At 72.6% G+C, this 25613-nt stretch carries 25 protein-coding genes; 11 read left to right on the top strand and 14 right to left on the bottom strand.

Annotated features, from left to right (window positions below; genetic code table 11):
* Positions 1-4: 4 nt before the first annotated feature.
* Genes MRQ36_RS10350 through MRQ36_RS10340 form a run of 3 tightly spaced genes read left to right on the top strand, consistent with a single transcriptional unit; the run spans position 5 to position 1961 of the window.
* Positions 5-328 (top strand): DUF2516 family protein, encoded by a 324-nt coding sequence (locus MRQ36_RS10350; RefSeq protein ID WP_242794654.1) that lies wholly within the window; start codon positions 5-7, stop codon positions 326-328.
* Positions 325-1212 carry an alpha/beta fold hydrolase gene (locus MRQ36_RS10345; RefSeq protein WP_242794653.1) on the top strand — a complete coding sequence of 296 codons (888 nt, stop codon included), beginning with the start codon at positions 325-327 and terminating at the stop codon, positions 1210-1212. The genes MRQ36_RS10350 and MRQ36_RS10345 overlap by 4 nt, the downstream gene beginning before the upstream one ends.
* 11 nt (positions 1213-1223) lie before the next feature.
* A complete protein-coding gene (locus tag MRQ36_RS10340) occupies positions 1224-1961 on the top strand; it encodes an alanyl-tRNA editing protein (RefSeq protein WP_242794652.1) in 738 nt (245 codons plus the stop codon).
* Between the two features lie 61 nt (positions 1962-2022).
* On the opposite strand, the gene MRQ36_RS10335 is transcribed toward MRQ36_RS10340, so the two are convergent.
* Positions 2023-3879, bottom strand: a complete 1857-nt coding sequence (locus MRQ36_RS10335; RefSeq protein ID WP_242794651.1) for a M1 family metallopeptidase — start codon at positions 3877-3879, stop codon at positions 2023-2025.
* Between the two features lie 180 nt (positions 3880-4059).
* Between MRQ36_RS10335 and MRQ36_RS10330 the strand changes: the two genes are divergently transcribed.
* The gene (locus tag MRQ36_RS10330) at positions 4060-4974 is read left to right on the top strand and encodes an SDR family oxidoreductase (RefSeq protein WP_242794650.1); all 915 of its coding nucleotides are present in this window, start codon (positions 4060-4062) and stop codon (positions 4972-4974) included.
* Here MRQ36_RS10330 and MRQ36_RS10325 read toward each other — a convergent pair.
* Complete coding sequence (locus MRQ36_RS10325; RefSeq protein ID WP_242794649.1) at positions 4965-5975, bottom strand: YafY family protein; 1011 nt, start codon at positions 5973-5975, stop codon at positions 4965-4967. The two genes, MRQ36_RS10330 and MRQ36_RS10325, sit on opposite strands and share 10 nt — an antisense overlap.
* Positions 5976-6037: 62 nt before the next feature.
* Here MRQ36_RS10325 and MRQ36_RS10320 point away from each other — a divergent pair, with 62 nt between their 5' ends.
* The gene (locus MRQ36_RS10320) at positions 6038-6829 is read left to right on the top strand and encodes an EI24 domain-containing protein (RefSeq protein WP_242794648.1); all 792 of its coding nucleotides are present in this window, start codon (positions 6038-6040) and stop codon (positions 6827-6829) included.
* Position 6830: 1 nt separating this feature from the next.
* A complete protein-coding gene (locus MRQ36_RS10315) occupies positions 6831-7346 on the top strand; it encodes an O-acetyl-ADP-ribose deacetylase (protein ID WP_242794647.1) in 516 nt (171 codons plus the stop codon).
* A 9-nt stretch (positions 7347-7355) separates the two neighbouring features.
* On the opposite strand, the gene MRQ36_RS10310 is transcribed toward MRQ36_RS10315, so the two are convergent.
* The 7 genes from MRQ36_RS10310 to MRQ36_RS10280 form a co-directional block, all read right to left on the bottom strand.
* Positions 7356-7760 (bottom strand): RidA family protein, encoded by a 405-nt coding sequence (locus MRQ36_RS10310; protein WP_242794646.1) that lies wholly within the window; start codon positions 7758-7760, stop codon positions 7356-7358.
* A gap of 84 nt (positions 7761-7844) precedes the next feature.
* A complete protein-coding gene (locus MRQ36_RS10305; RefSeq protein ID WP_242794645.1) occupies positions 7845-8852 on the bottom strand; it encodes a LacI family DNA-binding transcriptional regulator in 1008 nt (335 codons plus the stop codon).
* A 19-nt stretch (positions 8853-8871) separates the two neighbouring features.
* Complete coding sequence (locus MRQ36_RS10300) at positions 8872-10251, bottom strand: GH1 family beta-glucosidase (protein ID WP_242794644.1); 1380 nt, start codon at positions 10249-10251, stop codon at positions 8872-8874.
* Positions 10252-10369: 118 nt separating this feature from the next.
* Positions 10370-11203 (bottom strand): carbohydrate ABC transporter permease, encoded by an 834-nt coding sequence (locus MRQ36_RS10295; RefSeq protein WP_242794643.1) that lies wholly within the window; start codon positions 11201-11203, stop codon positions 10370-10372.
* Complete coding sequence (locus MRQ36_RS10290) at positions 11203-12186, bottom strand: carbohydrate ABC transporter permease (protein WP_242794642.1); 984 nt, start codon at positions 12184-12186, stop codon at positions 11203-11205. Before MRQ36_RS10290 ends, MRQ36_RS10295 begins: the two co-directional genes overlap by 1 nt.
* A gap of 72 nt (positions 12187-12258) precedes the next feature.
* The gene (locus tag MRQ36_RS10285; protein WP_242794641.1) at positions 12259-13572 is read right to left on the bottom strand and encodes an ABC transporter substrate-binding protein; all 1314 of its coding nucleotides are present in this window, start codon (positions 13570-13572) and stop codon (positions 12259-12261) included.
* A 226-nt stretch (positions 13573-13798) separates the two neighbouring features.
* A complete protein-coding gene (locus MRQ36_RS10280) occupies positions 13799-14557 on the bottom strand; it encodes a maleylpyruvate isomerase family mycothiol-dependent enzyme (protein WP_242794640.1) in 759 nt (252 codons plus the stop codon).
* A gap of 70 nt (positions 14558-14627) precedes the next feature.
* Between MRQ36_RS10280 and MRQ36_RS10275 the strand changes: the two genes are divergently transcribed.
* Positions 14628-15719, top strand: a complete 1092-nt coding sequence (locus MRQ36_RS10275) for a UDP-N-acetylmuramate dehydrogenase (protein ID WP_308194795.1) — start codon at positions 14628-14630, stop codon at positions 15717-15719.
* Positions 15720-16155: 436 nt separating this feature from the next.
* Here the strand turns inward: MRQ36_RS10275 and MRQ36_RS10270 are convergent, their stop codons facing one another.
* Together MRQ36_RS10270 and MRQ36_RS10265 are read right to left on the bottom strand one after the other, a co-directional pair.
* The gene (locus MRQ36_RS10270; protein ID WP_242794639.1) at positions 16156-16950 is read right to left on the bottom strand and encodes a class I SAM-dependent methyltransferase; all 795 of its coding nucleotides are present in this window, start codon (positions 16948-16950) and stop codon (positions 16156-16158) included.
* A 1-nt stretch (position 16951) separates the two neighbouring features.
* Positions 16952-17716, bottom strand: a complete 765-nt coding sequence (locus MRQ36_RS10265; RefSeq protein WP_242794638.1) for an SDR family oxidoreductase — start codon at positions 17714-17716, stop codon at positions 16952-16954.
* A 171-nt stretch (positions 17717-17887) separates the two neighbouring features.
* Here MRQ36_RS10265 and mshA point away from each other — a divergent pair, with 171 nt between their 5' ends.
* From mshA to MRQ36_RS10250, 3 genes are all read left to right on the top strand, one after another.
* Positions 17888-19237: a D-inositol-3-phosphate glycosyltransferase gene (gene mshA, locus MRQ36_RS10260; protein WP_242794637.1), complete on the top strand. Its 1350-nt coding sequence runs from the start codon at positions 17888-17890 to the stop codon at positions 19235-19237.
* A 49-nt stretch (positions 19238-19286) separates the two neighbouring features.
* Entirely contained in the window at positions 19287-19832 is a 546-nt protein-coding gene (locus MRQ36_RS10255) for a YbjN domain-containing protein (RefSeq protein ID WP_242794636.1), read from the top strand.
* 77 nt (positions 19833-19909) lie between these two features.
* Complete coding sequence (locus MRQ36_RS10250; RefSeq protein ID WP_374249923.1) at positions 19910-20866, top strand: hypothetical protein; 957 nt, start codon at positions 19910-19912, stop codon at positions 20864-20866.
* Between the two features lie 357 nt (positions 20867-21223).
* Here the strand turns inward: MRQ36_RS10250 and MRQ36_RS10245 are convergent, their stop codons facing one another.
* Together MRQ36_RS10245 and MRQ36_RS10240 are read right to left on the bottom strand one after the other, a co-directional pair.
* On the bottom strand, positions 21224-22495 hold the full coding sequence (locus tag MRQ36_RS10245) for an MFS transporter (RefSeq protein WP_242794635.1): 1272 nt from the start codon (positions 22493-22495) through the stop codon (positions 21224-21226).
* Between the two features lie 89 nt (positions 22496-22584).
* Entirely contained in the window at positions 22585-23865 is a 1281-nt protein-coding gene (locus MRQ36_RS10240) for an MFS transporter (protein WP_242794634.1), read from the bottom strand.
* Between the two features lie 151 nt (positions 23866-24016).
* Between MRQ36_RS10240 and MRQ36_RS10235 the strand changes: the two genes are divergently transcribed.
* Entirely contained in the window at positions 24017-24784 is a 768-nt protein-coding gene (locus MRQ36_RS10235) for a phosphoglyceromutase (RefSeq protein ID WP_242794633.1), read from the top strand.
* A gap of 60 nt (positions 24785-24844) precedes the next feature.
* On the opposite strand, the gene phoU is transcribed toward MRQ36_RS10235, so the two are convergent.
* Positions 24845-25498: a phosphate signaling complex protein PhoU gene (phoU, locus tag MRQ36_RS10230; protein ID WP_242794632.1), complete on the bottom strand. Its 654-nt coding sequence runs from the start codon at positions 25496-25498 to the stop codon at positions 24845-24847.
* Between the last annotated feature and the right edge of the window lie 115 nt (positions 25499-25613).

Raw genomic sequence — 25613 nt, 5'->3', positions numbered from 1 at the left:
CGGCATGGCCTACGCCGCGCCGATCTTCGCCTTCGACGTCCGCTACGTGATCGAGCTGCTCCTGCTCGTCTTCGCCCTGGTGGTCGAGGGCGTCGCGCTGGTGCACGCGATCACCCAGCGCTCCGACGCCTTCCCCGCGATCGGCACCCTGCCCAAGGGGGGCTGGATCGCCATCCTGGCGGTCTGCCTGCTGCTGACCCTGCCGTTCTTCGGCTTCGGCGGGGTGCTCAGCATCTTCGGGCTGGTCGGCATCGCGGCCGGACTGATCTATCTGCTCGACGTCCGGGTCGGGCTGCGTGACCTGCACGACGGCAAAGGCTTCTGGTGAGGGGTTTCCGCTGGCCCCCGCCGCCGGACGGCGGCCCCCGCACCTGGGGTCCCGGCCCCGGCGGGCCGCGTACCGGCCGCCCCGCGCTGCCGGAGCCGGAGACCGAACTGGTCACCACCCCGCACGGGGTACGACTGGAACGGCTGGTCACCGGCTCCGGTGATCCGGTGACGGTGTTCGCGCACGGGCTGGGCAACGGCATCGCCACCACCCGCCCGTTCGGCAGCGCGGTCACCGGCCGCCGGATCTTCTTCCAGTTCCGTGGGCACGGGCGCTCCGACTCGCCGCCCGGTCCGTGGAGCTATCTCGACCTGGCCCGTGACCTGCGTGCGGTCGCCGACCTCGGCGGGGCGAGCCGGGCCTTCGGCGCCAGCCTGGGTGCCGGCGCCCTCTGCCGGCTGCTGGTGGAGAGCCCCGACCGCTTCGAGAAGCTGGTCTTCTTCCTGCCCGCCGTGCTCGACCGGCCGCGCGGCGAGGTGGCCCGGGCCCGGCTGACCGCCCTGCTCGGCACGGTGGAGAGCGGGGATGCCTCCGCCGTCGCCGACGTGGTCGCGACGGAGCTGCCGCCATCGGTGCGGAACACCCCCGCCGGGTGGGCCTACCTCCGCCAGCGGCTGGACCAGCTGCTCCGCGACGGGCTCGCTCCCGGGCTGGCGGACCTCCCCGAGCAGGCGCCGCTGCGCGACGCCACCGCGCTCGCCGCCGTCACCGCACCGGCGCTGGTGATCGGCTGTGCGGGCGACGACCTGCACCCGGCGGCGGTCGCCGAGGAGCTGGCCGCCGCGCTGCCGCACGCCACCCTGCACGTGTACGACCGTCCGGGCGTCCTCTGGTCCGACCGCGCCGACCTCCGGGAGCGGATCTCGTCGTTCCTCAACGGGTAACGTCCCCTGTCATGGGCGTCACACACCACGGCCGTACGCACCGTCTGGACCTCTTCGACCCCACCCTGCGGGAGTGGGCGTGCACGGTGCTGGCGGCCGACCCCGAACAGGGCATCGTGCTGGACCGGTCGGCCTTCTACCCGGGCGGCGGCGGCCAGCCGCCGGACCACGGGGTGCTGCTCTGGCAGGGGGTGCAGACCCGGATCGTCGGCACCCGCAAGGGCGACGACCTGTGGCTGATCCCGGCCGAGGGTGACCCGCTGCCGCCGGTCGGCACCGCCGTCACCGGCGCGGTCGAGGACGACCGGCGGACCATGTTGATGCGTACCCACTCCGGCCTGCACGTGCTGTGCGGGGTGGTGTTCCGGGACTTCGGCGCGCTGGTGACCGGGAACTCGATGGAACCCGGCGAGGCCCGGATGGACTTCAACCTCCCCGAGGTGCCGCCGGACTTCAAGGCCCGGATCGAGGAACTGGTCAACGCGGAGGTGGTCGCCGACCGGTCGGTCGCCGTCCGGGTGCTGCCCCGGGCCGAGGCCCTCGCGCTGCCGGACATCATCCGGACCCAGTCCAACCTGATCCCGCCGGATGAGCAGGAGGTCCGGATCGTGGACATCGTCGGGCTGGACGTGCAGGCCGACGGGGGTACACACGTCGCGTCGACCGCCCAGATCGGCAAGGTCCAGGTGGTCAAGGTGGAGAGCAAGGGCCGCGCCAACCGCCGGGTCCGCGTGCGGTTGGCCGACTGAGACGTACGCCGTACCCCCGCTCCCGGCCGCGCGGACGCGGCCGGGAGCGGGGCGCGGTGCGTCAGCCCTCGATCCGGTGGGTGGTCCAGAACGAGCTCAGGTCGGTGGTGGTGGCCGCCTGCGCGGCGGCCTTGAACTCGGCCACCGTGGAGACGCCGTACCAGTGGCTCTGGGCGTAGTTCCTGAGCAGGTTGGTCATCGCGGTGTCGCCGATCAGCCGGCGCAGGTCGTGCAGCGCGCACTTGCCGTACGTGTAGACCACGGTGGAGTAGCGGCTCGGGTTCGCGTCCCAGTACGCCATCGAGTTGGTGATCTTCTCCGCCGAGGAGGCCCAGGAGACGCTGCTCCAGCAGTTCGTCCCGGTGACACCGCGCTGCAGGTCGGTGGCGTAGTCGGTGAACGACTCGTCGAGGAACGGGGTGGCGTACTCGTCGTCGCCGACGATGCCGTACCACCACTGGTGGGCCAGCTCGTGGATGACCGGGGTGGCCGAGGTCTGGGAGAGCACGAAGCCCGGGTACTCCATGCCGCCGAACCAGAAGTTGTTGTGCAGCACCAGGTCCACCTCGCCGTACGGGTAGGCGCCGAACCGCGCGCCGTGCCCGTCCATGGCGGACGCGGCGGTGGACTGCATGCTGGTGGCGGTGCTGCTGGTGACCCCGGAGGTCCACCAGGTGTTGACCTTCACGCCGCCGGTCGAGGTGGTCGACGAGCGGCTGAACGGCCCGGCCGCCCAGGCGAACTCCCGCACGTTGCTGGCGGTGGCGGTGGTGACCGTACGTCCGGTCGAGCCCGGCGTCTCGGTGGCCGTCCCGGTGGTGGGGGTCAGCACCGCGCTCGGGTGGTCCAGGGTGACGGTGTAGTTGCTGGCGAGCTGATAGAAGCTCTCCCCGTTGTCGGTGTACGGGTCGAGGTGCCAGCCCGCGCCGTCGCGGACCGCGAGCACCGGCAGCGCGTTACCGATGAAGTTGTACGACCCGTCCCGGCCGAACCGGTCGCTCCCGCTGGGCACCACGATGGAGAGGTCGAACCCGACGGTGGCCTGGGCGCCCTGGGCCAGCGGAGTGGGCAGGGTGACCTTCAACGCGGTGCAGGAGACCTCCAGCGCGCCGGCCGTCCCGCCGGTCACGTTGGTCACCCTGATCGGCTGGTCGGTCGGGCAGGTGCCGTGCGCGTTGTCCCAGAGGCGCAGGTAGACCTCGGACAGGGCGAGCGGCGAGGCGTTGCGGAAGGTGACGCTCTCCCGACCGGACCAGTTCGCCCCGCTGGTGTCGCTGGTCAGGTTGACCGTGTACGCGGCCTGGTACGGGGTGCGGGTCGGATCGGTGCCGCCCCCGCCGCCGCCCGTGCCGGAGACGTCGAGGGTGATGTCGTCGAGGACGAAGCTGGTCTGGAGGCTGGCGTCCTCCACCCCGGTGAACTTCAGCGTGACAGTCTGGCCGGCGAACCCGGAGACGTCGACGCTGCGCTGCACGTACCCGCCGGCCGCGTTGACGTTGGACCAGGTGGCGAGGGTGGTGGCGCCGAGCTGCACGGTCAGCTTGTCGTACGCGGTGCTGCCGGTCTCCGCGGTGTCGATGTGCAGCCAGTACCGGAGGGTGGCGGTGGTGCACCCGGCCGGCAGGGTGACCGACTGGGAGAGCGTGTCGGTGTGGGTCGAGCCGTACCCGTCGAGCCAGGCGTACTGGGTGCCGCCGTGCGGGGTCTGCCCGCCGGCCGCGCCGATCACGCCGGACGAGGCGGTCCAGGACGCCGTACCCGATTCGAAGCCCGGGTTGGCGACGACCTGGGCGGCGGTGCAGGCCAGGGTGTTCGCGGCGCCGGCCGAGGCGGGTCCGGCGACGCCGGTGAGCCCGGCGGCGGCGAGGACGAGCCCGCCGGCGGCGGCGAGCCACCGGTGGAGACGGTTGCGGGTCATGTGTCCCTCCTGGGGTGGGGAGGCCGGCGCGGGACGCAATGGGGGTGTCGGGCCGTCGCCGGAGATGCCATCAGAAAGATAGGCTCAAATATCGACAGGCGTCAGTGTCCGATTGGGGGATGCGGCGGTACTCAAGAAATCGGACGCCGGCTGTCAGGTATCGCTGACATCGTCGGTGGCATGACGACATCGCTGACAGGAAAGATCGCCCTCGTCGCCGGGGCGACCCGGGGTGCCGGGCGGCAGATCGCCGTCCAGCTCGGCGCCGCCGGGGCCACCGTCTACTGCACCGGCCGCAGCACCCGGGCCCGCCGCTCCGAGCTGGACCGGCCGGAGACCATCGAGGAGACCGCCGAGCTGGTCAGCGCCGCCGGGGGCACCGGCATCGCCGCCGCCGTCGACCACCTGGACCCCGACCAGGTACGCCGCCTGGTCGAACGGATCGACGCCGAGCAGGGCCGCCTCGACGTGCTGGTCAACGACGTCTGGGGCGGCGACCCGCTGATCACCTGGGAGAAGCCGGTCTGGAAGCAGCCCCTCGACGCGGGCTTCCGGATGCTGCGGCTGGCCGTAGACACGCACATCATCACCAGCCACTTCGCGCTGCCACTGCTGATCCGCAAGCCCGGCGGGCTGGTGGTCGAGATCGGCGACGGCACCAAGGAACACAACGACGCCAACTACCGGCTCTCGGTCTTCTACGACCTGGCCAAGACGTCGGTCAACCGGCTCGCCTTCACCCAGGCGCACGAGCTGGCGCCGTACGGCTGCACGGCGGTGGCGCTGACGCCCGGCTGGCTGCGGTCCGAGGCGATGCTGGAGCACTTCGGCGTCACCGAGGCGAACTGGCGGGACGGTGCCGCGAAGGAGCCGCACTTCGTCATGTCGGAGACGCCGGCCCTCGTCGGGCGGGCGGTCGCCGCGCTGGCCGCCGACCCGGACCGGGCCCGCTGGAACGGCCGGTCCGTCGACAGCGGCGGCCTCGCCCAGGTGTACGGCTTCACCGACCTCGACGGCACCCGGCCGAACTGGGCGCGCTACTACACGGAGGTGGTCGAGCCGGGCCGGCCGGCCGACGACACCGGCTACCGCTGACCGGCGTCCGGCCCGCCCGGCCGTTCGGGAGGGCCGGCGTAGCGGGCGGCCGACCGGCGGGCCGCCTCGGCGAAGCGCGCCCGCAGCTCCGGCGGGTCGAGCACCTCCACCTCCGGACCCAGCCGGAGCAGCACGTCGTACGCCACCGGGACGGACTCGACGGGCAGCCGGGTGACCACCCAGCCCTGCCCGTCGGGTCCGCCCGCGGCGGCCACCGCCTCCTCGTACGCGAAGGGGGCCTCGGCCACGTGCCGGAGCGCGCGCAGGCCGGCGGGGCTGAGCCGGACGGTGACCTCGGCCCGCAGCATGCCCCGCAGGAACGCCTCGGCCTGCTCCCGCCAGTACCCGCCCAGGTCGAAGCCCTCGTCCCGGGCGAAGCTCTCCTCGCCCACCTCGACGCCCGTCACCCGGTCCACCCGGTACGTCCGGACGTCCGCGCCGACCCGGCCCACCAGGTACCAGACCCCGCTCTTGAGCACCAGCCCGTACGGCTGCACGGTGCGGGTCACCTCCCGCTCGCCGCGCCGGTAGCGCAGCTCGACCACCCGGTCCCCCCAGACCGCCCGGGCCAGTTCGGTCAGCCACGGCGGCGGTGCCGACTCCCGGAACCAGCCCGGCACGTCGAGGTGGAACCGCTGCCCGGTCCGGGCGGACGCGTCCCGCAGGCTCGTCGGCAGCGCGGCCAGCACCTTCAACTCGGCGGCGGCCACCGCGTCGGCCAGCCCCATGTCGCCGGCCGGTCCGGGCAGCCCGGCGAGGAAGAGCGCCTCCGCCTCCTCGCGGGTCAGCCCGGTCAGCCGGGTCCGGAAGCCGCCGAGCAGCCGGTAGCCGCCGGCCCGCCCCCGGTCGGCATAGACCGGCACCCCGGCGGCGGAGAGCGCCAGCACGTCCCGGTAGACCGTCCGCTCGGACACCTCCAGCTCCCGGGCCAGCTCGGCCGCCGTCATCGTCTCCCGCGCCTGGAGCAGCAGCACCAACGAGATCAACCGGGACGCCCGCACCCGTCCATTGTCCAGGCGCGGACCCCGGCCGCCGGTGCGCCCGGCGGTTAGGCTGTGCGGTCGTGAACGCACCCCGCCCGGCCGCGCCCGTCACCGGCGCCGCCACCCGGTTCCTCTCCGGGGCCGGCCTGCTGCTGCGCGGCATCGGCCTGTACGTCCGCAGCCCCGGACTGATGCTGCTCGGCGTCGTGCCGGCGCTGATCTCCGGCGCGCTCTTCCTCGGCGCGTTCGTCGCCCTGGTGTACTTCGTGGACGACCTCGCGGCGCTGGTCACCCCGTTCGCCGACGACTGGTCGTCGACCTGGCGCAGCGCCGTACGGGTGGTCGCCGGGCTGGCCTTCCTCGGCCTCGGCGGGCTGCTCGGGGTGCTCACCTTCACCGCGGTCACCCTGGTCATCGGTGACCCGTTCTACGAGAAGATCTCCGAACGCGTCGAGGAGCGGTACGGCGGCACCCCCGGCGCGGTCGACGTACCGTTCTGGGCGTCGCTGCGGCGCAGCGTGGCCGACTCGCTGCGGCTGGTGGCGGTCACCGCGCTGGTCGGCATCCCGCTCTTCGCGGCCGGCTTCATCCCGGTGGTCGGGCAGACCGTCGTGCCCGTGATCGGCGCGGCGGTGGGCGGCTGGTTCCTCGCGCTGGAGCTGGTCGGCGCCCCGTTCTACCGGCGCGGCATGCGGCTGCCCGACCGCCGTTCGCTGCTCAAGGCCGACCGGCCGACCACGCTCGGGTTCGGGGTCGCGGTCTTCCTCTGCTTCCTGATCCCGCTCGGCGCGGTGCTGGTCATGCCGGCCGCGGTGGCGGGGGCCACCCTGCTCGCCCGCCGGTCGCTCGGCCAGCCCATCGAGGAGCGCTGACATGCGGATCACCCTGGTCGAGGGGGACATCACCGCCCAGCAGGTCGACGCGATCGTGAACGCCGCCAACTCCTCGCTGCTCGGCGGTGGCGGGGTGGACGGGGCGATCCACCGCCGGGGCGGGCCGGCCATCCTGGCGGAGTGCCGGGCGCTGCGCGCCTCCCGCTACGGCCGGGGGCTGCCCACCGGGCAGGCCGTCGCCACCACCGCCGGCAACCTGCCGGCCCGCTGGGTGGTGCACACCGTCGGCCCGGTCCACACGGCCGGCGAGGACCGCTCGGCGCTGCTGCGCGACTGCTACGCCAACAGCCTCCGGGTCGCCGACGAACTGGGCGCGGCCACCGTGGCCTTCCCGCTGATCTCCGCCGGCATCTACGGCTGGCCGGTCGACGACGCGGTACGCCAGGCGCTGACGGTGCTCCGCGCGGCGACCCCGGCGCACGTCACCGAGGCGCGCCTGGTGCTCTTCGGCCGCGACACGTACGCCACCGCCGAGCGGATCGCCGCCGCCGGCTGAGCGGTCGGGTCAGCTCGCCTCGCCGACGGCGGCGACGGCCTCGACCTCGACGAGCTGGTCGGGGTAGCCCAGCACGGTCACCCCCAGCAGGGTGCTCGGCGGGTCGTGGTCGCCGAAGCCGTCCCGGACCACCTCCCAGACGGTCACCAGGTCGGCCCGGTCGGTCGTGGCGACGTACACCGTGGTCTTGACGACGTCGGTCAGCCGGGCCCCGGCGGCGGCCAGGGCGGTCGCCAGGTTGGCCATCACCTGTCGGGCCTGCGCGGCGTGGTCGCCGGGCGCGACGGTACGACCGTCGGCGTCCAGCGGGCAGGCCCCGGCGGTGAAGACCAGCCGGGCCGGGGAGACGGTCGCGGCGTACGCGTACTCGGCGACGTCGGAGAGCTCGGGCACGTGGACGAGGGCTACGGTCACCCCGCCGACCGTAGTGCCGGGCGCGCTGCCGGGCGACCGGTTAAACCGGCCCCCTGGGCAACGCCGGGCGCTGCCCAGGGGGCCTCAGGCGGAGTCGCGGACGACCAGTTCGGTCGGCAGCATGAGGGCGTGCTCGATCGGCTCACCGGCGGCGATCCGGAGCAGCTGCCGGGTCATCGCCCGGCCCAGTTCCACTATCGGCTGCCGGACCGTGGTCAGCGGCGGTTCGGTGTAGGCCGCCGTCTCGATGTCGTCGAACCCGATCACCGCGACGTCCTGCGGCACCCGCCGACCCGCCTCCCGCAGGGTGCGCAGGGCGGCGTGCGCCATCAGGTCGGAGGCGGCGAAGACCGCGTCCAGGTCGGGGTGGGCGGCGAGCAGCTGCCGCATGGCCGCCGCCCCCGACTCCCGGGTGAAGTCCCCGAACGCCTCCCGGCTGGGCAGCCCGGCCGCGGCCACGGCCTCCCGGTAGCCGGCGAGTCGTTCGATGCCGGCGACCATGTCCTGCGGGCCGGCGATGGTGGCGATCCGACGCCGGCCGCCGGAGATCAGGTGCCGCACCGCCCGGGTGACCCCGCCGACGTTGTCGACGTCCACGTACGGGACCTCGGCGCCGTCGAGCGGCCGGCCGGCGCAGACCACCGGGATGCCCAGCCGGGACAGGGTGCCCGGCAGCGGGTCCGCGCCGTGCAGCGAGGCGAAGAGCACCCCGTCGACGTGCCGCCCGGTGGTGTAGCGCTCGACCCGTTCGTGGCCGGCGGGCGAGCCGGCCAGCATCAGCACGAGCTGCTTGTCGGCCGCCTCCAGCTCCTGGCTGACGCCCCGGATGATGCCCGGGAAGACCTGGTCGTCCGAGAAGACGCGGGTCGCCTCCTCGGGCATCACCAGGGCGACGGAGTCGGTCCGTTGGGTGACCAGGCTCCGGGCGGCGAGGTTCGGGACGTACCCCAGCTCCTCGACGGCCCGGCGGACCGCCTGCTGGATGGACTCCGCGACGGTGGTGGAGCCGTTGACCACCCGGGAGACCGTGGCCCGGGACACGCCTGCGCGCCGGGCCACCGCCTCCAGGGTCGGTCGCTGTGCCGTCGTCATCCCCGTTACCACCACCTCGTCACAGCCCGTTCCGGGCAATCACCTCCCGGTACCAGCGGGCACTTTCCTTCGGTGTGCGCCGCTGGGTCAGGTAGTCGACGTGGACAATTCCGAACCGCTTCCGGTAACCCTCGGCCCATTCGAAGTTGTCCAACAACGACCATACGAGATAGCCGCGTACGTCGACCCCTCGGGCGATGGCCTCGTGCACGGCGCGCAGGTGCCCGTCGAGGTACGCCACCCGGTCGGTGTCGGCCACCCAGCCGGCCCCGTCGGGGCCCTCGGTGCCCGTCTCGTCCGGGAACGCCCCGCCGTTCTCGGTGATCATCAGCGGCAGCCCCGGGTAGTCGGTGCCGATCCGCTCCAGCAGCCGGGTCAGCCCGGCCGGCTCGATCATCCAGCCCATCTCGGTCAGCGGGCCGACCGGCGGCAGGAACTCCACCACCCCGTCGGTGCCCGGATAGGCGCTGCCGCCGGCCCCGCCCGCCCGGCCCGCGACATAGGTGGGGGAGTAGTAGTTGATCCCGAGCAGGTCGATCGGCGCCGCGATGATCTTCTCGTCCCCGTCCCGGACGAACGCCGGGTCGACGTGCCGGGCCACGTGCTCCAGCACGTCGGCCGGGTAGCCCGCGCCGGTGAGCGGGTCCAGGAAGATCCGGTTGTGCAGGCCGTCGACCAGGCGCACCGCCTCGGCGTCCGCCTCGCTGTGCGGGTCCGCCGGCTGCACGTCCGCCGGGTTGATCGTGACCCCCAGGGTCTCCACCCCGGCCGACCGCAGCGCCCGGGCCGCCAGGCCGTGCCCCAGCAGCAGATGGTGTACGGCGGTGAAGGCCGCCCCGGCGTCCTGCTCGCCGGGTGCGTGCACCCCGTTGCCGTAGCCCAGGTAGGCCGAGCACCACGGCTCGTTCAGCGTGGTCCAGGTGCCCACCCGGTCACCGAGCCGGGCGTGCACCGCCAGCGAGTAGTCGGCGAAGTGCTCGGCGGTGTCCCGGTTGGTCCAGCCGCCCCGGTCCTGGAGCGTCTGCGGCAGGTCCCAGTGGTAGAGCGTGACGATCGGGTCGATGCCCCGGCGCAGCAGCTCGTCCACCAGTCGGTCGTAGAAGTCCAGGCCGCGTGGGTTGACCGGGCCGGTGCCGTCCGGCTGGATCCGGGGCCAGGCGATCGAGAAGCGGTACGACCGCAGGCCCAGCTCCGCCATCAGGGCCACGTCGTCGGCGTACCGGTGGTAGTGGTCGCAGGCCACGTCCCCGGTGTGCCCCTGGAACACCTTCCCCGGGGTACGGCTGAAGGTGTCCCAGATGGACTCGCCCCGGCCGTCGGTCCGGGCCGCACCCTCGATCTGGTACGCGGCGGTGGCCGCCCCCCAGACGAAGTTCTCGGGAAATCGCAGCTCACTCACCGTGTCCTCTTTCGTTCGCGACTGCCGGGCCCGCAGAACCGCCTCACTCCTCGCGCTCATGCTGCACCTACCCTCGTTCGCGACTGCGGGGCTCGCAGAACCGCCTCACTCCTCGCGCTCACGCCTTGACCGCGCCTTCCATGATGCCGCCGATGATCTGGCGGCCGAACACGACGAAGACCAGCAACAGGGGCAGGGTGGCGATGGCCGTCCCGGTGAACACCTGCGACATGTCCTGGTAGTAGCCGTCCGACAGGGCCCGCAGCGAGAGCTGCACGGTCGGGTTCTCCGGGTCGTTGAGCACGGCGTACGGCCAGAGGAAGTCGTTCCAGGTGGTCATGAAGGTGAGCAGGCCGAGCACCGCGGCGGCCGGGCGCAGTGCCGGCAGCACGACGTTCCAGTAGATCCGGGCCGTGTTGCAGCCGTCCATCCGGGCCGCCTCGATCAGCTCGGTGCTGACCGCCTGGCCGGCGTACTGCCGCATCATGAACACCCCGAAGCCGGTCACCAGGGCCGGCACGATGACCGCCGGCAGCCGGTCGTTCCAGTTCAGCTTCGTCATCAGCATGTACAGCGGGATGACGCCGAGCTGGGTCGGCACCATCATGGTGGCGACGATCGTCAGCAGCAGCGCGTTACGTCCCCGGAAGCGCAGCTTCGCGAAGGCGAACCCGGCCAGCGTGGAGAAGAAGACCACCGAGACGGTCACCGTGCCGGCCACGATCGCCGAGTTGATCAGACCGGTGAGGAAGTACGCGTCGGTGTTCTCGAAGAGCCGGGCGATGTTGGCACCGAGGTTGCCGCCCGGGGTGACCGGGGGTGGCACCTGCCCCATCGCGTCGCTGGTCTTGCTGGCCACCACGAACATCCAGTAGATCGGGAAGATCGACAGGAAGGCGGTGAGGGTCAGCGCCAGGTAGGTGAGTCGGCCGGCCGACCAGATCCGGGACATCAGTTCTCCCCCTTGACGCCGCCGCCGAGCCGGCGCAGCAGCAGTACGTTGATGGCCGCGACCACCGCGATCAGGGCGAAGAGCAGCCAGGCGATGGCCGAGCCGTAGCCGAAGTTGTAGTGCGGCGCGAAGGCGTTCTCGAACATGTACATGGTCACCGTCTGCGACTCGCGCAGCGGTCCGCCGCGGATCGCGTTGGTGCCGGAGTTGAAGAGGCGGGGCTCGGTGAAGAGCTGGAGCCCGCCGATGGTGGAGATGATCACCGCGAAGACGATCGTCGGCTTGAGCAGCGGCACGGTGATCGACCAGAACTGCCGCGACCGGCTCGCACCGTCGATCGAGGCGGACTCGTACAGGTCGCGGGGGATGGACTGCATCGCGGCCAGGAAGATCAGCGCGTTGTAGCCGGTCCATCGCCAGTCGACCATGGTCGAGATGGCGGTCCAGGCGGCGAGCCGGTTCGCCTTCCAGTCGATCGCGGCGATGCCGACGTGGTCCAGCAGCCAGTTGATCATTCCGAACTCGCGACCGAAGAGCACCGCGAAGACGATTGCGACGGCGGCGGTCGAGGTGACGTTCGGGATCAGCACCGCCATCCGCCAGGTGGTCCGGGCCCGGAGCTGGCGGTTGAGCAGGTTGGCCAGCCAGAGCGCGAGGAGCAGCTGCGGGACGGTGGAGATGACGAAGATGCCGAGGGTGTTGACGACCGAGTGCCAGAAGTCCGGGTCGGCCAGCAGCTGGGTGTAGTTGTCGAACCCGATGAAGGGGTGTTCGGCGCCGAGCAGGTCCCAGTCGTGCAGCGAGACCCAGAACGTGTAGATCAGCGGGTAGATCCCGAACACCCCGAAGAGCAGGAAGAACGGGGCGATGTAGAGGTACGGCGAGTACCGGGTGTCGAACCGGCTGAGCCGGACGACCCGGGAGGGGCGGGGGGTGCGGTGCGCCGGTGCGACCGGCGGCCGGGCGTCGAGCTGGACGGCCATGGCCCGTGACTCCTTTCCGCCGTGCGGGCGGTACCCCGTTGCCGGGGCCCGCCCGCACGCTGGCTTCTCGGACTACTTGGCGGCGGCCTTCTTGGCGTTGTTGACCGCGTCGGTCCAGCCCTGCTCAGGGCTGCGCTGCCCCAGCTCGACGGTGCGGACCGCGTTCTCCACCTCGGTACGGACGGCCTGGTTCTTCGGGCCCATGTAGACCGGCTTCAGGCTCTTGGCACCCTCGGCGAAGATCTTGCCGACGGAGGCGCCGGAGAAGTACTCGTTGGTGGAGGCGACGATCGCCGGGTCCTCCAGCGCCTGCGGCGAGGACGGCAGCGGGCCCTTGGCCTTGAAGGCGCCGATCTGGCCCTTGGCGCTGGTCAGGAACTTGGCCAGCTCGATCGCCTCGGCCTGGTGCTTGCCCTGCTTCGGCACGGCGAGGAACGAGCCGCCCCAGTTGCCCCCGTTGCCGGGGATCTTGGCGATGTCCCACTTGCCCTTGGCGGACGGGCCGGCGTTGCCCTCGATGACACCGGTCATCCAGGCCGGGCAGGCGATGGTGGCGAACTTCGATTGCTTGAACGCCGACACCCACTCCTCGGACCAGGAGCCGTACTTGCCGGAGAGGCCGGAGTCGATGATGTCCAGCGTGGTGTCGTACGCCTGCTTGACGGCCGGGTTGCTGTCCACGACCAGGTTGTTGCTGGTGTCGTAGTAGCTGTAGCCGGTGCTGTTGCCGGCGGCCTGGAGCAGGATGGTGTTGAAGGTGTTGGTCGCGCCGTCGAGGAACGCGGTGCCGGTGTTCTTCGCCTTGTACTGCTCGCCGACCTTGATGTAGTCCTGCCAGGTGGGCCAGAGCTTGGAGACGGCGTCCCGGTCGGTCGGCAGGCCGGCCTTGGCGAAGAGGTCCTTGCGGTAGCACATGGCCATGCCGCCGACGTCGGTGCCGAGACCGATCAGCTGCTTGCCGTCGGCGGTGAGGCCCTGGTTCCACTTCCAGTCGAGGAAGTTGCCCTTCAGGTCGGCCGCGCCGTGGTCCAGCAGGTTGACGAAGTTCTGCGGGTTGGCCTTGTACTCGACCAGCAGGCCTTCCTCGATGGCGACGATGTCGCCGGCGCCCTTGCCCGCCGCCAGCCACTGGGTCAGCTTCGGCGAGTACTCGTCCAGGTTGCTGCCGGTGCCCCGCTCAACGATCTTCACGTTGGGGTGGCTGGCCATGTACTCCTTGTACAGGTCGTCGTAGCCGAACTGGCCGAAGACGTCGACGGTCAGGGTGACCGGCCCGCCGGCGGCGGACTTGTCGTCGTCGCCGCCACCACAGGCGGCGGTGCCGAGCAGTGCGGTGGTGGCAACGAGGGCCACCGCCGCCAGGCGGCGGCGCGTGAAGGTAGCCATCTCTTATCTGACCCCTCAGGTCGTACGGGTGGTGGAGGTGTTTCGCTTGACTCAGAGAGCGCTCTCACGAAAGGGTGGTCCCTGTCTCAATTTCTGTCAAGAGAGCGCTCTCAGACCGTTACCAAAGGGGTCCCGGAGCGCGCCGACAACGACGAGGAGTGGCCTTCCGACGGGGGAAGGCCACTCCTCGTGGTGCTCGCGGTGGGCGGGGACCCGCCCGGTCGGGTCAGCCCACCCGCAGACCGTCCAGCAGGCGCGGGTCGCCGCTCACGCCGAGCGTGTCGAAACTGACCCGACCCCAGAGCGCCAGCAGCAGGTCGCTGGCGGTGCCGCTGACCTGCGCCCGGGCGTGGTGGTCGTCGTGGTCGAGGAGGGTGGCGGTGTCCAGCAGGGCCATTCCCTCGCCGCGCAGCCGCAGGTACCACTCCTGCGCGGCGTCGGTCGCGCTCAGCTGCACCACGCCGTGCCACTGGCCGGACGCCTTGCGCCGCCCGGCCGGCAGCCAGGTGTCCAGCACCTCGCTCACCCCGTCGGCGGCGAGCTTGGCCTCGATCGGCTCGCCGGCCGCGATGGCGAGCTGGGCGTCCCACCGGTGCACGGCCGTCTCGTGCGCCACCCGGCGCGGCCAGAAGCCCGCCTTCTTCGGTTGCGGCGCCCAGTTCCAGGCCGGCGCCTCCGGGTCGAGTCCCTCCAGCACCGCGACGAGCTGGTCGTACTCCTGCCGGTACCACTCGGCGGGGCTGAGCCCGGCGGGCGCGTCGGGGTGCTGGCGGCGCTCCGGCGCCACCGTCGTGCCGGAGCCCGCGACGCCCCGGACCCAGGCGTAGACACCGGCGAGGTGGGTGGCGAGGTCGGCGACGGTCCAGCCGGGACAGGACAGCACGGGTGTCTCCGGCGGCGCCTCGGCGACCGCGGCGGCGAAGGCGGGGCCCTCGGTCCGCAGCGCGCCGATCCAGAAGTCCTTCGTGCCGTGCAGTCTGCTCATCGCAATCCTCCCGGGGGTGACCGGGCCACCAGTGGGTGCCGCGGCTACCCCTCAGCCTAGGGTGAAAGGCGTGTCAGACGTCTACGCCGAACCGACGACCGGAGCCGAACCGACCGACCCGGCCATCCTGGCGAGATACACCACGCTCCGCCTCGGTGGCACCGCCGGTCGGTTGGCGACCGCCACCAGTGCCGAGGAAATCGTACATAAGGTGCAGGAAGCGGAACGGCGGGACGACCCGGTCCTGATCCTCGCGGGTGGCAGCAACGTGGTGGTCGGCGACCAGGGCTTCCCCGGCACCGTCGTGCTGGTGCGCTCCCGGGGGCTGCGGGTGGTCGCCGAGGAGGCCGACACCGTCACCGTACGGGTCGAGGCCGGCGAGCCCTGGGACGACTTCGTCGCCGCCACCGTCGCCAACGGCTGGTCCGGACTGGAGTGCCTCTCCGGCATCCCCGGCTCGGCCGGCGCCACCCCGATCCAGAACGTCGGGGCCTACGGCCAGGAGGTCGCCGAGACCATCACCGGCGTGCAGGTTTACGACCGCACCGAGGGCGGCGTCGGCCGGATCGACGCGGCGGACTGCGGGTTCGCGTACCGGGGCAGCATCTTCAAGTACAGCGACCGGTGGGTCGTGCTCTCGGTCGACTTCCGGCTGACCCGCTCCCCGCTCTCCGGCCCGGTCCGCTACGCCGAACTGGCCCGCGCGCTCGGCGTCGAGGTGGGCGACCGGGTGCCGCTGGCCGACGCCCGGGCCACCGTGCTGCGGCTGCGCGCCGGCAAGGGCATGGTGCTCGACGACAGCGACCCGGACACCTGGTCGGTCGGCTCGTTCTTCACCAACCCGGTGCTCGACCGCGAGGCCTACCAGTTGCTCCGGGAACGCGCGGCCGACCTCGGTGAGCCGCCGTCCTGGCCCGGGGCCGGTGACCTGGTGAAGATCAGCGCCGCCTGGCTGATCGACAAGGCCGGCTTCGCCAAGGGCCACCCCGGCCCCGAGGGCGTCGCCATCTCCAGCAAGCACACCCTCGCCCTCACCAACCACACCGGCCGGGCCAGCACGGCCGCTCTGGTCGCCCTGGCCCGCGAGATCCGCGACGGCGTCCACGACCGTTTCGGCGTCACCCTCCACCCCGAACCCGTCCTCGTCAACTGCACCGTCTGACCCACCCGACGCCGCTGTTCGGGACCTGACTCAGGGTGATCGCCTGCCCGCCCGGCAACCCCTCGCCGCTGCCCTTTGCTTTGCAGCCATGGACGCATCAGGGGACGCTCTGTAACTAATGCGTCGGTGGCTGCAGAGCAAAGGGAGAGAAGAAGGGACGGTCGGCTCCGGCCAGGTGAGAGTTTCGTACCCTTTAAGGGGTTTTTGATTTCCTCCCGCGAGCTGATCCAAGGTCGTGCGGTGACGCTGCGTCAGCGTCACCTTGAGTGATTGCATCGTCGCGACGGTGTGCAGCGAGGACCTGCCTGCCGGAGCAGATCCGGGGCACCTCGCAGGCCGCCGGTCAAAGGGCGTGGACCCGGGACCCCTGCTGCGGTGAGCATCGAGTTGGCGGCGCGATGCGAGGTCGACACCGACAGCGCCGCCGACCTCCTGATCAACCCGGGGTGGGGGCCACCGCGGGCCAGGGGAGGGTGAGTTCGCCGTGGCGCCAGCGGCGGGGGCGATCCTGGACGGGCCAGCCGGCGGCGCGGACGGCGTGGACCGCCTCCACCCAGCGGTGGCGGGGGCCGAAGGGGGCGTAGGCGGCGGACGACTGCCAGGCGTCGTCGAGGGCGCGGATCAGGTCGTGGATGCGCTCACCGGGGACGTTGCGGTGGATCAGCGCCTTGGGTAGGCGCTCGGCGAGCTGGGCGGGGCTCTCCAGCGTCGTCAGTCGGGCCGCCAGGGTCAAGGTGCGCGGCCCCTCCGCGTCGAGCAGCACCCAACTGCCGAGCCGGCCCAACTCGTCGCAGGTCCCCTCGACCAGCAGCCCGCCCGGCGCGAGCCGGTCGGTGACCGTCCGCCACGCCTCGGCGACCTCGGACTCGTCGTACTGGCGGAGCACGTTGAACGCGCGGACCAGGGCGGGACGCAGGCCGGCCAGCTCGAAACCGCCCCGGGCGAAGGTCAACCACGGCGGGTCGGCGGCGGGCCGGGCGGCGGCGACGCGTACCGGATCGATCTCCAGCCCGACCACCCGGACGTCGGCGCGGACCCCGGCCGCCAGCCGGGCCCGCAGCTCGACCGCGGTGACCGGGGTGGCGCCGTAGCCCAGGTCGACCACCAGCGGGTCGGCCGCCGACCGCAGCGCGTCCCCGCAGGTCTCGACGATCCAGTTGTCCACCCGGCGCAGCCGGTTCGGATTCGTCGTCCCCCGGGTGACCACCCCGAGCGGCCGTCGTGCGGTCACCTCAGCTCACCCGGTGCACCTTGTGCTGGGCGGCTTGGGCCAGCGGGCGCACCACCAGCCGGTCCACGTTGACGTGGTGCGGGCGGGTGGCGCACCAGGCGATGCAGTCGGCCACGTCGTCGGCGACCAGCGGCTCGGCCACCCCGGCGTAGACGGCGGCGGCCCGGTCGGCGTCGCCGTCGAAGCGGACCAGGCCGAACTCGTCGGTCCTCACCATCCCGGGGTCGATCTCGATCACCCGGACCGGGCGGCCGGAGAGTTCCAGCCGCAGCGTCCCGGCGATCGCCGTCTGCGCGTGCTTGGCGGCCGTGTAGCCGCCGCCGCCCTCATAGACGGTGAAGCCGGCGGTGGAGCTGACGATGACGATCGTGCCGGCGCCGGAGTCCACCAACGCGGGCAGCAGCGCCTGGGTGACCCGGAGCGTGCCGAGCACGTTCACGTCGTACATCCATTGCCAGTCGCCCACCGAGCCGGACTCCACCGGGTCCAGGCCGCGGGCCCCGCCGGCGTTGTTGACCAGCAGGGTGACCGGCCCCGGCGCCGCGGCGGCGGCCTCGGCCAGGCCGGCGACCGACTCGTCGGAGGTGACGTCGCAGGCCACCGCGGTCGCGGTCCCACCGGCCCGTTCGATCTCGGCGACCAGCGCCGCCAACCGGTCGGTACGCCGCGCGGCGGCGAGCACGTGGAAACCCTCGGCGGCCAGCCGGCGGGCGGTGGCCGCGCCGATCCCGCTGGACGCCCCGGTGACGATCGCGACTGAGCTCATCCGGCCATTCTCTCCCGGCCCTGTTCCCCGTGCCGTGATGAGGTCCGTCACGCCCGGAGCCGGGCGGCACGCATTTCCGAAGCCCGATGGGGAAGATGACATCCGGCGCGGAGGTTGACCGAAGAGCGCCGGTCGTGCGGGACGGCATCAACCGTGACAGAGGGAGCGGACGTGGCGGAGTTGCACACCGGTATCGGTCGTCAGCGAGGTGCCCTGCCGTGGCCGCGGCCCCGGCGGATCGCCACGCTCTCCGTACACACCTCGCCGCTGCACCAGCCCGGCACGGGCGACGCCGGCGGGATGAACGTCTACATCCTGGAGGTGGCCCGCCGGCTGGCCGAGGCCGACGTCGAGGTGGAGATCTTCACCCGGGCCACCTCGGGTGACCTGCCGCCGGTGGTCGAGATGTCGCCCGGCGTGCACGTCCGGCACGTCACCGCCGGCCCGCTGGAGGGGCTGACCAAGGAGGAACTGCCCGGTCAGCTCTGCGCCTTCACCGCCGGCGTGCTGCGCGCCGAGGCGGCCCGCCCGCCGGGCCACTACGACCTGATCCACTCGCACTACTGGCTCTCCGGTCAGGTCGGCTGGCTGGCCAAGGAGCGCTGGGGGGTGCCGCTGGTGCACACCGCGCACACCCTGGCCAAGGTGAAGAACGCCCAGCTCGCCGCCGGTGACCGGCCCGAGCCGAAGGCCCGGGTGATCGGCGAGGAGCAGGTGGTCGCCGAGGCCGACCGGCTGGTCGCCAACACCCGCGTGGAGGCCCGCGACCTGCTCGACCGCTACGACGCCGACCCGGCCCGGGTCGCCGTGGTGGAGCCCGGCGTCGACCTGGACCGGTTCCGCCCGGCCGCCGGCGACCGGCAGCGCGCGGCGCTCGCCGCCCGCCGCCGGCTGGGGCTGCCCACCGACGGGTACGTGGTGGCCTTCGTCGGCCGGATCCAGCCGCTCAAGGCCCCCGACGTGCTGATCCGGGCGGTCGCGGCGCTGCGCGAGCGGGATCCCGCTCGCGCCGACGAGCTGTCCGTGGTGATCTGCGGCGGCCCCAGCGGCAGCGGGTTGGACCGGCCGACCGCGCTGATCGAGCTGGCCGCCTCGCTCGGTGTCGCCGACCGGGTGCGTTTCCTGCCGCCGCAGACCGGTGACGCCCTGCCGGCGCTCTACCGGGCCGCCGACCTGGTCGCGGTGCCGTCGTACAACGAGTCGTTCGGGCTGGTCGCGCTGGAGGCCCAGGCCTGCGGTACGCCGGTGCTGGCCGCCGCCGTCGGCGGGCTGGTCACCGCCGTCCGGGACGGCGTCAGCGGGGTGCTCATCGACGGCCACGACCCGGTCGACTGGGCCCGTACGCTCGCCGCGCTGCTGCCGGACCGGCTGCGCCGGGCGGCCCTGGGTCGGGGCGCGGAGCGGCACGCCCGCAACTTCTCCTGGCAGCGCACGGCCTCCGGCCTGCTCGCCGTCTACGGCGAGGCGATCGCCGAGCACCGTGGCCGGCTCGCCAACCGCCTCGCCGCCTGTTCCTGGTGAGCGCCGGCGTACAGGGCGCGGCGGGGAGGCCGGTCGTAGAGTGGGTGCGATGAGCCGTAGCAGCGAGGTCGCCGCCCTGATCGAGTCCGTCTGCGCCGAGCGGGAACTGGAGTGGGAGTCCACCGGCGAGGCGTCGTACGCGGTGACCCTGCCCGGCACGCACAAGCTCAAGACGATCTGCAACCTGATCGTCGGCGAGCACGCGCTGCGGGTCGAGGCGTTCGTGATGCGCCAGCCCGACGAGCGCCGCGAGGAGCTCTGGGCCTGGCTGCTGCAGCGCAACGCCCGGATGTACGGCGTCTCGTTCTCCATCGACACCGTCGGCGACGTCTATCTGACCGGGCGGGTCAACCTGGCCGGGGTGGACGAGGCGGAGCTGGACCGGCTGCTCGGCGCGGTGCTCACCTACTCCGACGAGTCCTTCGACACGATGCTGGAGATCGGCTTCGGCAGCTCGATCCGCCGGGAGTGGGAGTGGCGGGTCAAGCGGGGCGAGTCGACGGCGAACCTGGCCGCCTTCGCGCACCTCTTCGAGCCGTCCGGGGAGGCGGCCGGGAGCGTTCCGACGTCCGCCGGAGGTTCGGACCCGTCCTGACGGGTATGCCGCACCGCGCGGTGCGGCACTGGGATCCACCGCGCGCCGAGGACGGACTGTCGAGGAGCGTGTGTCCCATGGCTCAGCGCAACAGCTCAGGTCGCGGCGCGACTGCGACCAGCACCAAGCGGCAAGCCGGCAACCAGACCCCGGGCACGCCGGGCATCTCCGAATCCGAGATCTCGCGGATGAAGGTCGACGACATCCGTGGCCAGCTCCGCCGGCGCGGGGTGTCCGGCATCTCCGCGCTGCGCAAGCCGGAGTTGGTGAAAACCCTGGCCCGCACGCTGCGGTCGGAGGGGCGGGTCGGTGGGGCCGCCCGCCGGAGCACCGGTCCGGCGGGCCGGGCGTCGGCGACCAGGAAGGCGACCGCGGCGAAGAAGACCACGGGGGCGCGTCGGAGCGCACCGTCCCGGGCCAAGGCGGCGCCCGCCGCGAAGGCTTCCGGGGCGCGGGCCAAGGCCACCCCGGCCGCGAAGGCGTCGGGCGCGCGGGCGAAGGCCGCGCCGGCCCGGAAGGCGTCCGCCGCGAAGAAGGCGACGCCGTCCCGCTCCCGCGCCGCGACGACCGCCCGGGCTCCGCGCCCGGCCGGGGGTACGCGCGCCGCGCCGGCAAAGGCCGCCGGCACCCGCGCCGCAGCCGGCGGTACGGCGGCGCGGACCCCGGTCAGGACGGGTCGCTCCTCCGCCCGTTCGGTGTCGTCGTCCCAGCAGATCACCTCGCCCGCCGATCGTCCGGAGCGTCCCGGTCGGAGCCTGGTGACCGCGAACCACGAGGTGATCCAGCGCTGGGCGCGGGCCCGCAACGCCAAACCGGCCACCATCGCCGGCACCGAGCGGGAGGGCCGGCCGGGGGTGCTCACCTTCAACATCCCGGGTTACCGGGAGAGCAGCCGGATCCGGGAGATCAGCTGGGACGACTGGTTCCGGACCTTCGACTCGCGCGGGCTGAACCTGATCTACCAGGAGCAGTTGCGCGACGGCCGGCAGAGCAACTTCTTCCGCACCGAGAACCCGGATCGGGAGGACGCCTGAGGTTTACCGGAATTGCCGACGGGAACCCGCTGTTGGCAAGCCCGAGGCCCGGAGCAGGAACAGTCGGATGCCGGACACCGGTGCTGTGACGGGCGAGACAGCGATCTGAGTTGAATCCGGAATACGGTCGAACTAACTTTATTGCACCGCGCCACGCTTGGAATCGTTCGGGGGAGCGGCGGATCGATCAGATCCGCGCAAGCGAGGCGCGAAGGACGGGTGGGGCACGCCGTTGGGGGACGGTGCCACTCGTTGAACCGGCGGCGCGAGCGGGCGACGCTTACGGGGGTGAGGGTCGCCCGCCGCCGCCGGGAGCACGGCGCGAGCGCCCACCACGACGGGGGTCGAGGTGGGCGCTCAGCGCCGTCCAGCCCCGGATGCCGCTTCGGGCCGCTGCGGCCGCAGCGCGTGGCGGGCGGCGACCCGGCGTTCGCGGGGTGGCCCGGCGAGCAGGTGCCCGACCGCTGCCACCACGCCGAGGCCGCCGACGATCAGCCAGTGCCGTTCGCCGAGGTGCTGGAGGCTGAGCCCGCCGAGCGCCGGTGCCACGAACGAGGCCGCCGGGAAGGTCAGGTAGAAGACCGACTGGTAGCGGGCGCGCAGCTCCGGTGGGGCCAGTTCGGCGTTGATCTGCGCGTTCGGCGGGGCGGCGAGCATCGAGCCGATGGTCCAGACCACCGCCGCGCCCAGATAGACCGGCAGGTCGTCGGCGTACGCCAGCGCGCCGAAGCCGAGCGCCATCAGCCCGGTCGAGACCGACAGCACGGTGGCCTTCCGGTACGCCTCGATCAACCGGGGCACGAAGAGTTGCCCGACCACGATCAGCGTCCCGCCCAGCGCCACCACCAGCCCGTACGCCGAAGGGCCCAGGCCGTCCGCGCGCATCGCCAGCGGCATGATCGTGGACGTCTGCATGGTCAGCACGGCCAGCACGAAGGTCAGCGCGACGAAGACCAGGAAGGTGCGGTCGGTCAACGCGGTGGCCAGCCCCGGCCGGCGCGCGGACGACGCGGCCGGGAGGGTGGCCGGCGGGCGTCGCCGGACCAGCGTCTCGGGGACCTTCACCGCGATGATCACCGCGGCGGCGAGGGTGGCGGCGGCGTCGACCAGGAACAGAGCCAGGAAGCTCGCCTCGGCGAGCACGCCGGCCAGCAGCGAGGCGACCGCCATGCCGAGGTTGAACGCCCAGAACTGCAGGTTGAACGCGCGGGAGCGGCGGTGCTCCGGCACCACGTCGACGATCGCCGCCACGAAGGCGGGGCTGGGCATCGAGTGGACCACCCCGACCAGCGCGGCGAGTACCGCGATCACCGCGAGCTGTCGGCTGAACGCGAGCGCCGTCATCAGCCCGGCCGCGCCGAGGTGGGCGGCGAGCAGCGTGGCCCGGCGGCCCCACCGGTCGGCCAGCACCCCGCCGAGCAGCACGCCGACCGCCCCGCCGGCCCCGTACGCGCCGACCACCGCGCCCGCCAGGGACTCGGACGCGCCGCGGGCGTCGGTGAGGTAGAGCGAGAGGAAGAGCACCGCGAACGCGCCGGCCCGGTTGACCAGCAGCCCGGACCAGAGGTACCAGAAGGTGGTGGGGAGCCCGCCGGCCGTGTCGTCCCACCAGCGCCGCAGCCCGCGCACCCGTCCTCCAGGAAGGTTTGTTAACCGGTACGCCTCCGACCGTAGAGCGGGCGGCCGGTCGGCGCGACGGTGGGGTGCGGTGGGCGTACTCAGGAGGTGGCCGGGACCGGCGCGGGCGCGGCTGCCGGCGGGGCGACGGTGACCGGGGCGGCCGGGGTTCGCAGTTCGGTGGCCCGCCGTTCGCGGGCCGGCCCGGAGACCAGGTGGGCGACCGCCGCCAGCCCGCCGACCACGGCGCAGCCCAGCCAGAGCGCGCTGTTGCCGGCATGTTCCCGGACCAGTCCACCGAGGACCGGGCCGACCGCTGCGGCCGCCTGCCAGGAGAGGGAGAAGACGCCCTGGTAGCGACCGCGCAGCGCGGCCGGGGAGAGTTCGGCGATCAGCGTCGCGTTGGAGGGCGAGTTGAGCATCTCGCCGACCGTCCAGATCAGCACGGTGAGGCCGTAGAGCCAGGCGGTGTCCGCGAACGCGGTCAGGCCGAAGCCGACGCCCATCACCACCGAGGCCAGGGCCAACACGTGTGAACGGCTCCGGCCCCGGATGAGCCGGGGTACGAAGAGCTGGCCGGCGACGATCAGCACCCCGTTGAGCGCGATCACCGAGCCGTAGGTGGCCGGGCTCAGGCCGGAGTCACCCATGGCGATCGGCAGCATCGAGATGTGCTGGAGGAAGACCAGCGCGGCGAAGAGGTTGAGCAGCACGAAGCCGAGGAAGACCCGGTCGGCGAGGATGGTCCGCAGCGCCCCGGGCTGCCCGGTGCGGACCACGACAGTGGCGGTGACCTTCCGGGTCTCCCGTACCCGGGTGAAGATGATCAGCGCGGTGACCAGGGTGGTGGTCGCGTCGACCACGAAGAGCAGCAGGTAGCCGGCCTGCGCGGCGAGCCCGGCCAGCACGGCGGCGCAGGCGAAGCCGAGGTTGATCGCCCAGTAGTTCAGGGAGAAGGCGCGCAGCCGGTCCTTCGCCGGCACGACGTCGACCATCATGGCGCCGAACGCGGGCCGGGCCGCCTCGGCGAAGAGCCCGAGCAGCAGGGCGCCGGCCGCGACCGTCCAGAGGGGGCGGGCGAAGCCGAGGGCGAGCATCATGGCCGCCGCGCCCAGGTGGGCGGTGAGCAGGGTGGGTCGCCGCCCCCACCGGTCGGTGAGGGTGCCGCCGACGGTGGTGCCGACCGCGCCGCCGACGCCCCACAGCCCCAGCACCAGGCCGGCCTGGGCGGGGGAGAAGCCACGTTCCCGGGTCAGGTAGATGGCGAGGAAGACCAGCACGAACGAGCCGAGCCGGTTGACCAGCGTGCCGGCCCAGAGATACCAGAAGTCCCGGGGCAGGCCGCCTGTCGTGTCCCGGAACCAGCTCCGTACCGTCCGCATGCCGACGCCCCCGCTTCGGTAATGACCGATGTATCTCTAGCGCCTTACAACCTAGTGCCGGGGCGGAACGCCGGTCACCCGCTTTTCCACGTGGTGGTCGTCACCGCCGGTCCCCGCGTGTCCGCCGACGGCGTGCGGCAGGATGATCGGCATGACTGCGAGCGAAGGGCCCACCGTCGGGACGCTGGTCCTGCTGCGGCACGGCGAGAGCGACTGGAACGCGAAGAACCTCTTCACCGGCTGGGTGGACGTCGACCTGACCGCCAAGGGCGAGGCGGAGGCGCGGCGCGGCGGCGAACTGCTGCGCGAGCACAGCCTGCTGCCGGACGTGGTGCACACCAGCGTGATGCGCCGGGCGATCCGCACGGCCGAGCTGGCGCTGAACGCCGCCGACCGGCACTGGATCGCGGTGCGCCGGTCGTGGCGGCTCAACGAGCGCCACTACGGCGCCCTCCAGGGCAAGAACAAGAAGCAGACCCTCGAGGAGTACGGCGAGGAGCAGTTCATGCTCTGGCGCCGCTCCTACGACACCCCGCCGCCGCCGATCGCGGACGACGACGAGTTCTCCCAGGTCGGCGACCCCCGGTACAAGCTGCTGCCCACCGAGCTGATGCCGCGCACGGAGTGCCTCAAGGACGTCGTCGAGCGGATGCTGCCCTACTGGTACGACTCGATCGTGCCGGACATCCTGGCCGGTCGGACGGTGCTGGTGGCGGCGCACGGCAACTCGCTGCGCGCCCTGGTCAAGCACCTCGACCAGATCTCCGACGAGGCGATCGCCAAGCTGAACATCCCCACCGGGATCCCGCTGCGCTACGACCTCGACCCGCAGCTGCGCCCGCAGACCCTGGGCGGCACCTATCTCGACCCGGAGGCCGCGAAGGCCGCCGCCGCCGCGGTCGCCAACCAGGGCCGCTGAGATGTAAGGAGGGGCCCCTTGTTAACACACGTGTGTTAACAAGGGGCCCCTCCTTCGCGGTCAGCCCGCCGAGGGCGAGGTCTCGCCGGTGATCAGATAGACCACGTGCTCGCCGGCGTTCACCGCGTGGTCGGCGAAGCGCTCGTAGAAGCGACCGAGCAGGGTGCCGTCGATCGCCGTCTCCACCCCGTACGGCCAGTCGTCGCCGAGCAGCACGGCGAAGAGGCTCTTGTGCAGGTCGTCCATCGCGTCGTCGTCGCGGTCCAGTTCGGCGGCGAGGTCGGCGTCGGGCTTGGCCAGCACCGTGCCGATCTTCTCGGCCATCCGGTCGGCGACCGCGGCCATCTCGGTGAAGATCGCCCGCAGCTCGGCCGGTACGGCCGGGGACGGGTGCCGGCGCAGGGCCGTCTTGGCGACGTGGTCGGCCAGGTCGCCCATCCGCTCCAGGTCGGCCGCGACGTGCAGCGCGGTGATCATGGCGCGCAGGTCGGAGGCGACCGGCGCCTGCCGGGCGAGCAGGTCGCAGACCCGCTCCTCGACGTGCCGGTACAGCTCGTCGATCTCGGCGTCCCGCTGGATCACCGTCTCGGCCGCCTGCCGGTCGGCGGTGAGCAGGGCGCGGGTCGCCTGGCGCATGGCGGCGCGGATGGCCTCCGCCATGTCCACCAGCAGCTGGCTGACGATCTGGAGGTCGGCCCGGAACTCGTCGCGCATCATCACGTCCTGTGGTCGGTGGCCGCCGGTCCCGGTTCGGACGCCGGCGCACGGGTTGAGCAGGTGCGCGACCCACGGTAGGCCGGGGGAACAGGACCGGAGGTGAACGCCGGTG

Source organism: Micromonospora sp. R77, assembly GCF_022747945.1.
Lineage (GTDB): Bacteria > Actinomycetota > Actinomycetes > Mycobacteriales > Micromonosporaceae > Micromonospora.
Note: the sequence above shows the minus strand (reverse complement) of the source record. Positions and strands in the feature narration are given on the sequence as shown.